The organism is Streptomyces sp. SM1, assembly GCF_002910825.1.
Lineage (GTDB): Bacteria > Actinomycetota > Actinomycetes > Streptomycetales > Streptomycetaceae > Streptomyces > Streptomyces okerensis.
Map to the genome: position 1 here is coordinate 1 of NZ_NEUB01000268.1, position 10,261 is coordinate 10,261.

Below are 10,261 nucleotides of genomic sequence, written 5' to 3' on the forward strand. Positions count from 1 at the left end.
CCCGCGGCCTCGCCCGGAACCGGGCCCGCCCCGGACGCCCCCGCGGAAGCCGCGGCCGCGGCACCCCCGGAACCCTCGCCCCGCCGATCCGGAATCCCCAGCCGGTCCGCCGCCTCCTGCAACCACTCCGGCGGACTCAGCAGGAACGACGTCTGGTTCAGATCCACCCGCGCCGCGGGCGCCGGCTCCGGCGCCTCCGCGTCACGGCCGTACTCCTCCTCGTACCGGCGGATCACCTCACCCACCGGCAGCCCCGGCCACAGCGTCGCCTCACCACTGTCCCGGGCGATCACCAGCCGCTGCGCGCCACCGTCCGAACGGGGTCCGTCCGCACGGTCCTCCGCCCACACCACGAACCCGAGGTCGAACTCCCGTACCCGCACCGCACGGTGCTGGTACGACGGCACATCCCCGTTGACCCACTCCTCAGCGCGCTCCTGCGCCTGCGCGAACGTCACCATCGCCGAGCCTCACTCCCCAGCCGCAACCGGAACGACACGCGCGAACCCGCCGTCCACCATCAGATTCGCCACCGTCTCCAGCTCCGGCGGAGATCCCGCGAGCCGCGACAGGAACACGTCGAAGTCCTCACCGCACGGCAACAGCAGCCGCTCCACCCGCTCGGCCGGCGGCACCGACGGATCCACGTCCCGCACGTCGTCGTACGCGCAGAACCACACCGAACCCTGCCGCTCGCCCCGCACCTTCACCGCCAGCAGACCGCCCTGCGCGAAGGCCACGCACAGGTAGTCCTTGGTCAGATGGTCACGCAGGCACTTGTTCACATAGACCAGGTCGTTGACCGCCGCCTCGTCCCGCACCGTGAAGAACGGCTGGTCCAGCAGCAGACCCAGTTCCGCGTCCAGCGCCGTCCCCACCGGCGCACACCCGCCCGCCGCCTTCAGGAACGACCGGTAGGCGCCCGGCAGCCGGTACCCGAGATCCTCCTCGACGCCCAGCACCAGCGACTCCGTCACCGCCACACCCGACTTCGGCAGCCCGAAATGCGCCGGACGCGTCTCCTGCAGCGGCCGGGTGCCCCGCTTGCCGTGATCGACCGCCGACGTCGCCACACCGCCGTGATGCCGCAGCAACGCCTTCACCTCGACCGGCACCAGCTCCAGCCGCCGCGACCCCACCACGTGATGCCACGTCCAGCCGTGCGGCGTCGCCACCGCGGGCACCGTGTCCCACAACGCGTGACCACTCGCCGCGGACGCCGCGTTCGCCGACACGTAGTCGGTCAGACGCAACTCGTCGACACCGAAACCCTCCGGTGGGTCGGCGATCTCCACCGCCACGCGCGCGTAGGGCGAAAAGACGGGATACCCGCGCTCGTCCACCCGCACCCCCCTCGGATGACGGGCCGCCCGCACCGGATCCGGGAAGTGCACGACCTGCCCCGCATAGGCCGCGTTCGGCGGCGCAACCTCTCCCCCGGCCTGGCGGCCGGGAGGCGACCCCAGCCCGAGCCGACCTGTCGTCATGGCGGTTGCCCCCTGCGGCACTCTGTACGAACCGCGCCGCCCCCTTCGGACGGTTACGGAACGTATTCGACGGTCACGTCTGTCTCAACTGCTTACCGCCCCGGCCCTCCCGGCGGCCGCACGGGCAACCGCGCGGAACGCCGCGGGACCGCGGTGCCGACAGCCTATGCGGTACGCCCCGACCGGTCACCGGCACCGGCCGCCCACCCCTCCGCTTCCGTGACCAACCGTCACCCTCCCGTGACAGCCCGCCCAAACCCGGGCGTGTCGCCACGCCCCAGCTTCCACATCAGCCACCCGGTTTGGCACTCTGTGACCTCCGGGGGGATGCTCGGGAGGGGATGACGATCATGAACGTGACACAGACGGGGACACACACCGGCCCATCCGGCGACCCTCGCTCCGGCGACCCGCGCGTCGGCTGGAGCGCCACCGACGCCTCCCACGCCCCCACTCTCCGGCACCGCCGCGACGGCATCCTCCCGACCATCGCCGCCGCCCTCTCCCTCCGCGGCACCACCCTCACCGGCACGCCCGCGCGCGGCGACACGCCGCCGGCCCTGCACCCCCTCGTCCAGGACTTCCTCGACACCCTCACCAGCGACCAGCGCGACCGCTTCACCGGCCGCTGCGCCGAAGCCATCCTCATCTCCCGGCGCATCGCCGCCGCCGACGCCGCACGCAGTAAACGCGCCGCACGAAAACCCATGACGAACGGCGAGGCACGCAGAGCGCTCAAACAGGCGAAACTCACCACCCGCCACATCCGCGAGGACGGCGACCCCCTCCACGGCAGCTACGCCGCCCCCTGCCGCGCCTGCACCGCCCTCACCGCCCACTTCGGCGTCCGCACGGTCGACCCCGCCGCCACCGACGGCTGAACCACCCTCCACCGACCACGACGAACGAAGAGCAGATGCACACCGACCGCACCTCGACGACCCGCTTCGCCGTACCCGTCGACGCCGCCCTGCGCACCGCCGGATGGCAACCCGGGCGCTGGGACATCAAACAGGCCGAGATCTGGGCCGACACCCTCCGCGACCACACCTCACCCGCAGGGCACCGCCACGCCGTCTTCCCCGCGGCGGTCGAGGCCTGGGCCGAATTCGGCGGACTTCACCTGGACCCCACCGGCCCGGGCCGCCACATCGCCCCCACCAGGGTCCACCTCGACCCCCTGCACGGCCTTCACGCCGCCCGTACCCTCGCCGACCTCGGCCGCGCCCTCGACACCGAGGTCTGCCCCCTCGGCGCCGAGACCGGAACCCACGCGCTCCTCGCCATCGACGCCCAGGGCCGCGTCTACTCCCTCGACCACACCGGCGACTGGTATCTCGGCCCCACCATCGACCAGGGCATCACCACCCTCGTCACCGGCCTCCGGCCCGCCCGTCTCACCGCCGGCTGACCGGCCGTCCCGGGCCCTACGACGCCGGAATCACCGCCGACACCCGAAAACCCCCCGCGTCCGTCGGCCCGGACACGAACACCCCGCCCAGCGCCGACACCCGCTCCCGCATCCCCACGAGACCGTTCCCGCCGGACGGCAGTCCCGCCGACGCCCCGACCCCGGCCTCCGGTGGCGGCCCGTTCTCCACCTGCATCGCGATCTCGGACACCCGGTACGCCAGACGCACATACGTCTTCGCACCCGCCGCATGCTTGTGGACGTTCGTCAACGCCTCCTGCACCACCCGGTACGCCGTCGACTCCACCTCCGGCCCGCACGAGCGGCTCTCCCCCATCACCGACAGGTCCACGACCATTCCCGCGGCCGCCGACTGCCCCACCAGTTCCTCGATCTCCGACAGACACGGCCCCTCGCCCGGGCCCGCCGTCCCACCCACCGCCCGCGAGGCCGCAGCCGCCGCGGCCACCCCCACCGCCGCCAGCGGCACCGACACCCGCTCCCGCGGCCGCCCGCCCGCGGAGGACCGCAGCACGCCCAGCATCTCCCGCAGCTCCGTCAAGGCCTGCCGCCCCATGTCCCCCACCAGCGCGGCATTCCGCACCGCCTTCTCCGGATCCTTCCGCGCGACCGCCTGCAACGCCGCCGCGTGCACCACCATCAGACTCACCCGGTGCGCCACCACGTCGTGCATCTCACGGGCGATCCGGGTCCGCTCCTCGCCCCGCGCCCACTCCGCCCGCTCCTCGGCCCGCTCCGCCAGCAGCTGAAGCTCCCGCTCCAGACTGTCCGCCCGCTCCCGCAGGCTCTCCATCAGCCGCCGCCGCGCCCCCACGTACAGCCCCAGCAGCAGGGGCGGAGCCGTCACACCCAACGCCGTCGTCACCGACGCGAACGGCACGATCCAGTCCCCGACGTCCACCTCCTCGCGCGCGAGGTCCTGCCGCAACCGCACGAACATCACGATGAGCACCGCGGCCAGCTGCATCCCGGCCAGCGAACCGATGATCCGACGCGGCAGGTCCGACGCCGCCAGCGAGTACAGACCCACGATCCCCAGCAGGAAACCCATCGACGCCGGCGTGACCGCGATCGCCACCAGCACCACCGCGATCGGCCACTTCCGCCGTACCAGCAGCACCGACCCGGCCAGCAGGCCGAAGACGACCCCCACGGGCACCGGAATCCCCGCCGCCCACGCGAACGGGATCCCCTCGGCGCCGCACTCCAGCGCGGACGCCACCGCCAGGCCCACATCCAGCACGGCACTTCGCCGCCGTTCCCACCACCACGGCCCGCCCCGGGCCGTCGCAGGCTCTTCCCCCGTCGTGGTCATGCACCCAAGCCTAAGGGCGTCCCCCGCCCCGTATCCGGTGAGTTTCCACCTCCGGCCCGGCACCACACGCGGTGACCGTCCGGGCGCGGTACGCCCCGGAATCCGTCGCACCGGACCGCCGCCGGCCCGGACCCGGCACCACGGGCCGGGGCGCCGATCGGTACCGTCGCATCGAGGGCTCCGGGTACGGCATAGTGTTGGGTGCCGACTCGGCGGCCTGGCCGGCCGTCAGGTTCGGCCGGGTTCCGTCCCCCATGGTGTAACCAGGCAGCACTGAGGGTTTTGGTCCCTTAAGTTCAGGTTCAAATCCTGATGGGGGAGCTGCACGGTCCGGGCCCTGACATGTGCGTCAGGGCCCGCACTCATGTCCCGCCACACCCACCCCGGTATCCTGCGGATGTCACCCCCTCCCCGAACAGCCGAAGGGCATCCCGTGAGCGCCAATCGCCCGGCAGCCGTCGTCGTACTCGCAGCGGGTGAGGGCACCCGTATGAAGTCGGCCACACCGAAGGTCCTGCACGACATCTGTGGCCGTTCCCTGGTGGGCCATGTACTCACCGCCGCCGGCGAACTCGAGCCGGAGAACCTCGTCGTCGTCGTGGGCCACGCCCGCGAGAAGGTGACCGCGCACCTGGCCGCGATCGCCCCCGCCGTCCGCACCGCGGTGCAGGAGGAGCAGAACGGCACCGGTCACGCCGTGCGGATGGGTCTGGAGGAGCTGGGCGGCTCCGTGGACGGGACCGTGGTCGTCGTGTGCGGTGACACCCCGCTGCTGACGGGCGGGACGCTGCGGCGGCTGTCCGACACGCACTCCGCCGACGGCAACGCGGTGACCGTGCTGACGGCCGAGGTGCCGGACGCGACGGGTTACGGGCGGATCGTCCGTGACGGCACCGGTGCGGTGACGGCGATCGTGGAGCACAAGGACGCGTCGGCGGAGGTGCTGGCGGTCCGGGAGATCAACTCGGGTGTGTTCGCGTTCGACGGGGCGTTGCTCGCGGACGCGCTGAAGCGGGTGCGTACGGACAACAGCCAGGGCGAGGAGTACCTGACGGACGTCCTCGGGATCCTGCGTGAGGCGGGGCACCGGGTGGGTGCCTCGGTGGCGGGCGACCACCGGGAGATCGCGGGGATCAACAACCGCGTGCAGCTGTCGGAGGCGCGGCGGATCCTGAACGACCGGCTGCTGACGGCCGCGATGCTGTCCGGCGTGACCGTCGTCGACCCCGCGACGACGTGGGTGGACGCGACGGTGTCGTTCGAGCGGGACGTCCTGGTCCACCCCGGTACGCAGCTGCACGGTGCGACGCATCTCGCCGAGGGGGCCGAGGTCGGTCCGAACACGCGGCTGACGGACACCTGGGTGGGCGAGGGCGCGCGGGTCGACAACACGGTGGCGGTGGGCGCCGACGTGGGTCCGGAGGCGAGTGTCGGGCCGTTCGCGTATCTGCGTCCGGGGACGCGGCTGGCGCGCAAGGGCAAGATCGGCACGTATGTGGAGACGAAGAACGCGTCGATCGGTGAGGGGACGAAGGTCCCGCACCTGTCGTACGTGGGCGACGCGACGATCGGCGCGTTCTCGAACATCGGTGCGGCAAGCGTGTTCGTCAACTATGACGGGGAGCACAAGCACCACACGACCGTCGGCTCACATTGCAAGACGGGTTCGGACAACATGTTTGTGGCACCGGTCACGGTCGGGGACGGCGCCTACACGGCCGCCGGCTCGGTGATCACGAAGGACGTACCGCCCGGTTCGCTGGCCGTGGCCCGGGGCCAGCAGCGGAATATCGAGGGCTGGGTGGCCCGCAAGCGTCCGGGGAGCGCCGCGGCGAAGGCCGCGGAGGAGGCTTCCCGGGAGTCGGCCGAGGAGGGCTGACCGGATTTCGCCGGTCCGGACACGGCGTACCGTGACAAGTGCAGCTATGCACCCCACCTGCTGAGACACCTCTGAGGAGAACGTGCTGTGACCGGGATCAAGACGACCGGCGAGAAGAAGATGATGCTCTTCTCCGGCCGCGCACACCCCGAGCTTGCCGAGGAGGTCGCCCGCCAGTTGGAGGTCGACGTCGTCCCGACGAAGGCCTTCGACTTCGCCAACGGCGAGATCTACGTGCGGTATCAGGAGTCGGCCCGTGGTGCCGACTGTTTCCTGATGCAGAGCCACACCGCTCCGATCAACAAGTGGATCATGGAGCAGTTGATCATGATCGACGCGCTGAAGCGTGCGTCGGCGCGGTCGATCACGGTGATCCTGCCGTTCTACGGTTACGCGCGGCAGGACAAGAAGCACCGGGGCCGTGAACCCATCTCGGCGCGTCTGATCGCGGACCTGATGAAGACGGCGGGTGCGACGCGGCTGCTGGCGGTGGATCTGCACACGGACCAGATCCAGGGCTTCTTCGACGGACCCGTCGACCACCTGTTCGCGCTGCCGCTGCTGGCGGACTACGTGGGCGCGAAGGTGGACCGCTCGAAGCTGACGGTGGTGTCCCCGGACGCGGGCCGGGTGCGCGTGGCCGACCGCTGGTGCGACCGGCTGGGTGCGCCGCTGGCGATCGTGCACAAGCGCCGGGACAAGGACGTGGCGAACCAGGTCACCGTGCACGAGGTGGTCGGCGAGGTGAAGGGCCGCGTGTGCGTGCTGGTGGACGACATGATCGACACCGGTGGCACGATCTGTGCGGCGGCGGACGCGCTGTTCGCGCACGGCGCGGAGGACGTCATCGTGACGGCGACGCACGGCGTGCTGTCGGGTCCGGCGGCGGACCGGCTGAAGAACTCGAAGGTGAGTGAGTTCGTGTTCACGGACACGCTGCCCACCCCGGTCGAGCTGAGTGAGAGCCTGGACAAGATCAAGGTGCTGTCGATCGCGCCGACCATCGCGCGCGCGGCGCGCGAGGTGTTCCAGGACGGCTCGGTGACCAGCCTGTTCGACGAGCAGTAAGGGTTCTGTAATCGGGCACCCGTGCGGGTCCCGATGATCGTTTTGGGTACGGCCTCCTGGTCCGAGTAGACTGCTCGAGTTGCTCGGCGAGGGAGGCCGTACCGCTTCGTTCCGAAGCCTGTACGGCGGTCCGTTATCGACGCGCTCTTCGTAGCAGGCCGTTCGTGGCCGGGTGACCACGTCCGTTTCTGACTTCGAGGAGTGAGTGACCATGTCCGAGGTGAAGATCTCCGCCGCGACGCGCACCGAGTTCGGCAAGGGTGCCGCGCGCCGTATCCGCCGTGACAACAACGTTCCCGGTGTGGTGTACGAGCACGGTCTCGAGCCGCTGCACATCACCCTTCCGGGCCACGAGCTGCTGCTGGCGCTGCGTACGCCGAACGTGCTGATCGAGCTCGACATCGACGGCAAGGAGCGCCAGCTGGCGATCCCGAAGGCCGTGCAGCGCGACCCGCTGAAGGGCTTCCTGGAGCACGTGGACCTGCTGAAGGTCAAGCGTGGCGAACAGGTCCAGGTCGAGGTCTACGTGCAGACCGAGGGTGAACTGGCCCCGGGCGGCAACCTGCTGGAGCATGTCCTGCCGACGCTGCCGGTCGAGGCCCAGGCGATGGACATCCCCGACGGTGTGACGGTGTCCGTCCAGGGTCTGTCGGCCGGTGCCACCGTCCTCGCCAAGGACATCCCGCTTCCCTCCGGTGCGACGCTGGCCGTCGACGGGGACACGGTGGTACTCCAGGTGCTGGCCGCGCAGGCCGAGGAGGCCTCCGAGGGCGAGGGCGACGAGGCCGCCGAGGCCTGATCGTCCTCTTGAGTCGTCGTTGTGTCGGCCGCTGTTCCGTTCCGGGGCAGCGGCCGACGTGTACGAGGTCGCAGGTACGCGGATGACGCGGCGGATGACGCGGATGAAGGAGACATGGGCGTGACGACGGATGCGGCGGGTGCGGCGGGGCCCTGGCTGATCGTGGGGCTGGGCAATCCGGGGCCGGGGTACGCGATGAACCGGCACAACGTGGGATTCATGGTGGCGGATCTGCTGGCGGAGCGGATCGGTGGCCGGTTCAAGCGGGCGGGCAAGGCGCAGGCACAGGTGGTCGAGGGCCGGACCGGTCCTCCGGGACCGGCCGGCCGCCGGGTGATCCTGGCGAAGCCGATGTCGTACATGAATCTGTCGGGCGGGCCGGTGAACGCGCTGCGGGACTTCTACAAGGTCCCGGTGGAGCGGGTGGTCGCGATCCACGACGAGCTGGACATCGACTACGGGACCCTGCGGCTGAAGCTGGGCGGCGGCGACAACGGTCACAACGGACTGAAGTCGCTGACGGCTGCGTTCGGGCGGGACTACCACCGGGTGCGGTTCGGGATCGGCAGGCCGCCGGGGCGGATGCAGGTGGCGGACTTCGTGCTGAAGGACTTCTCGCCGGCGGAGCGCAAGGAGCTGGACTACTTCGTGGACCGGGCGGCGGACGCGGTGGAGTGTCTGGTGACCGAGGGCCTGGAGCGGGCGCAGGGGACCTACAACTCGTGAGTAGCAAGGATGTCAAGCTTGCGTCATCGACCTTTCTTCACTGAGTTCACGAAGGTCGACCAGCCAGTACTCGCGATGAGGAGCACGGCGCCATCAGAAACCTTGCTGTCACGCACCGGGACCACTCCCTGCAACCCATCGACGACCTCGATGCAGCTACCACCCGAGCCGTCGCTGTAGGACGACTTACGCCAGACAACCGTGCTCAGATCAGGTGTGATGCTCATGATTGGTACAGTCCTTCGCTGACGATTCGATCAAGGTCAGAGACTCCGCCGGCGACAGCGCAGCGGCCCTGACGAGATCGTACGACCTCGTGCAGAGATCAACGAGGGCCGGTTCCTCGATCAGTTGGCCCGTCCATGGTGCTTCCACGTACACAGCGGGGGGAGCATCCGCGAACGTCATGATCGAAGCCATGCTGGTCATGAATGCCTCAGCTGCACGCACGAACGGCAGCACTTGCACCATGACTGTGTGCGCCTGAGCCATCCCAACAACGTGCTGAAGCTGTGAGGCCATCACGGCAGGCCCTCCCACCGGCACCCTCAGCACAGTCTCGTTCAGCACGACCCACAGCAACGGCCTTGCAGGATCAGCCAAGATCTTCTGCCGCTCAAGCCGCGCTCTCACATACCCGTCCACCACCTCCGCCGTGGCGTAGGGCATGGTCGCCGTCGTGATCGCCCGCGCGTACCCCTCCGTCTGCAACAACCCCGGCACCAGCATCGGCGCGTACTCGCTGATCGTCTTGGCCCGTGTCTCCAGCTCCGCCGCGTCCGCGAAGTAGTCGGCGTGCTTGGACTTGCGGGCCAGTTCGCACAGGCGCTGGAAGTGCTCACCTGTGCCGAGGACCTCGTCCAGGAGCCGGGACAGGTCCGGCTGCGGACGCCTGGTCGCGGACTCGAACTGGCCGATGTACGTGCCGGAGCAGAAGACCCGCTCGCCGAGCTGGTCCTGGGAGAGACCGGCGGCCTCGCGGGCCCGGCGGAGTTCACTGCCGAAGAAGGTCCTCGGTGAGGTGAACGGGTCCACGTCCTGGTGGCGGTTCTGCCGGCCGGCCATCGGCTGTGCCCCCTTGCGGTGTTCCCTGCGCGCGCCCGCCGACTCCACGGGGCCAAGTGCCGCTCACTGCCCGCAACTCCGTTGCTGGCACGCGACCTCTACCGAGCGTAGCCCGACATCAGCACCCTGTAGGCATGAACAGCAACAATCACCCCTTCCCCACCCAGACCGAACACCCCCTCCCGACCGTCCCGTTCGCCTATCCGTTCCCGGACAACCCTCTGGCCTCCGCACTCGCCGTCTCCGACGAGCTCAGCGCCGCCCTCGCCCTGCACGGCATCACCCTGCCGTCCCTGGGACCGGAGCTGGCGTCCTGCACGACGTCCACGGTGCACCGCCCGCTCCTGGAGCTGGGCCGGGTGAACCTGTCCACGGCCCACCGCCTGACCGCCGTACTCAACGACGCGGCGGACGCGCGTAAGGCAGCAGCCCGCCCGAGCACGGGCGACGGCAACGGACCCGGCAGCGGCACGGACCGGTGACCGCACCC

11 protein-coding genes and 1 pseudogene are annotated in these 10,261 nt (G+C 70.3%); 7 read left to right on the plus strand and 5 right to left on the minus strand.

Going from position 1 to position 10,261, the window contains the following annotated elements:
• Both B9S61_RS06265 and B9S61_RS06270 read right to left on the minus strand, forming a co-directional pair.
• Nucleotides 1–461, minus strand: a pseudogene (locus tag B9S61_RS06265) (hypothetical protein); the annotation flags it as partial.
• A gap of 9 nt (nt 462–470) precedes the next feature.
• Nucleotides 471–1,487: an SMI1/KNR4 family protein gene (locus B9S61_RS06270; protein WP_103541296.1), complete on the minus strand. Its 1,017-nt coding sequence runs from the start codon at nt 1,485–1,487 to the stop codon at nt 471–473.
• Between the two features lie 341 nt (nt 1,488–1,828).
• On the opposite strand from B9S61_RS06270, the gene B9S61_RS06275 reads away from it, so the two are divergent.
• Nucleotides 1,829–2,368 (plus strand): YwqJ-related putative deaminase, encoded by a 540-nt coding sequence (locus tag B9S61_RS06275; RefSeq protein WP_103541297.1) that lies wholly within the window; start codon nt 1,829–1,831, stop codon nt 2,366–2,368.
• A 35-nt stretch (nt 2,369–2,403) separates the two neighbouring features.
• A complete protein-coding gene (locus tag B9S61_RS06280) occupies nt 2,404–2,898 on the plus strand; it encodes an SUKH-3 domain-containing protein (protein ID WP_103541298.1) in 495 nt (164 codons plus the stop codon).
• 16 nt (nt 2,899–2,914) lie between these two features.
• On the opposite strand, the gene B9S61_RS06285 is transcribed toward B9S61_RS06280, so the two are convergent.
• Nucleotides 2,915–4,234 (minus strand): sensor histidine kinase, encoded by a 1,320-nt coding sequence (locus B9S61_RS06285; protein ID WP_103541299.1) that lies wholly within the window; start codon nt 4,232–4,234, stop codon nt 2,915–2,917.
• Between the two features lie 433 nt (nt 4,235–4,667).
• Here B9S61_RS06285 and glmU point away from each other — a divergent pair, with 433 nt between their 5' ends.
• The 4 genes from glmU (at nt 4,668) to pth (ending at nt 8,706) form a co-directional block, all read left to right on the plus strand.
• The gene (gene glmU / locus B9S61_RS06295) at nt 4,668–6,113 is read left to right on the plus strand and encodes a bifunctional UDP-N-acetylglucosamine diphosphorylase/glucosamine-1-phosphate N-acetyltransferase GlmU (protein ID WP_103541302.1); all 1,446 of its coding nucleotides are present in this window, start codon (nt 4,668–4,670) and stop codon (nt 6,111–6,113) included.
• Between the two features lie 87 nt (nt 6,114–6,200).
• Nucleotides 6,201–7,181 carry a ribose-phosphate diphosphokinase gene (locus B9S61_RS06300; RefSeq protein WP_103541304.1) on the plus strand — a complete coding sequence of 327 codons (981 nt, stop codon included), beginning with the start codon at nt 6,201–6,203 and terminating at the stop codon, nt 7,179–7,181.
• Between the two features lie 211 nt (nt 7,182–7,392).
• Nucleotides 7,393–7,980 (plus strand): 50S ribosomal protein L25/general stress protein Ctc, encoded by a 588-nt coding sequence (locus tag B9S61_RS06305; RefSeq protein ID WP_103541306.1) that lies wholly within the window; start codon nt 7,393–7,395, stop codon nt 7,978–7,980.
• 114 nt (nt 7,981–8,094) lie between these two features.
• On the plus strand, nt 8,095–8,706 hold the full coding sequence (gene pth, locus B9S61_RS06310; RefSeq protein WP_103541308.1) for an aminoacyl-tRNA hydrolase: 612 nt from the start codon (nt 8,095–8,097) through the stop codon (nt 8,704–8,706).
• A 23-nt stretch (nt 8,707–8,729) separates the two neighbouring features.
• Here the strand turns inward: pth and B9S61_RS06315 are convergent, their stop codons facing one another.
• Nucleotides 8,730–8,933: a DUF397 domain-containing protein gene (locus B9S61_RS06315; protein WP_103541310.1), complete on the minus strand. Its 204-nt coding sequence runs from the start codon at nt 8,931–8,933 to the stop codon at nt 8,730–8,732.
• Nucleotides 8,917–9,771: a helix-turn-helix transcriptional regulator gene (locus B9S61_RS06320; protein WP_103541313.1), complete on the minus strand. Its 855-nt coding sequence runs from the start codon at nt 9,769–9,771 to the stop codon at nt 8,917–8,919. Before B9S61_RS06320 ends, B9S61_RS06315 begins: the two co-directional genes overlap by 17 nt.
• Before the next feature lie 134 nt (nt 9,772–9,905).
• Here B9S61_RS06320 and B9S61_RS06325 point away from each other — a divergent pair, with 134 nt between their 5' ends.
• Nucleotides 9,906–10,253 (plus strand): hypothetical protein, encoded by a 348-nt coding sequence (locus tag B9S61_RS06325; RefSeq protein ID WP_103541312.1) that lies wholly within the window; start codon nt 9,906–9,908, stop codon nt 10,251–10,253.
• The last annotated feature ends 8 nt before the right edge of the window (nt 10,254–10,261 follow it).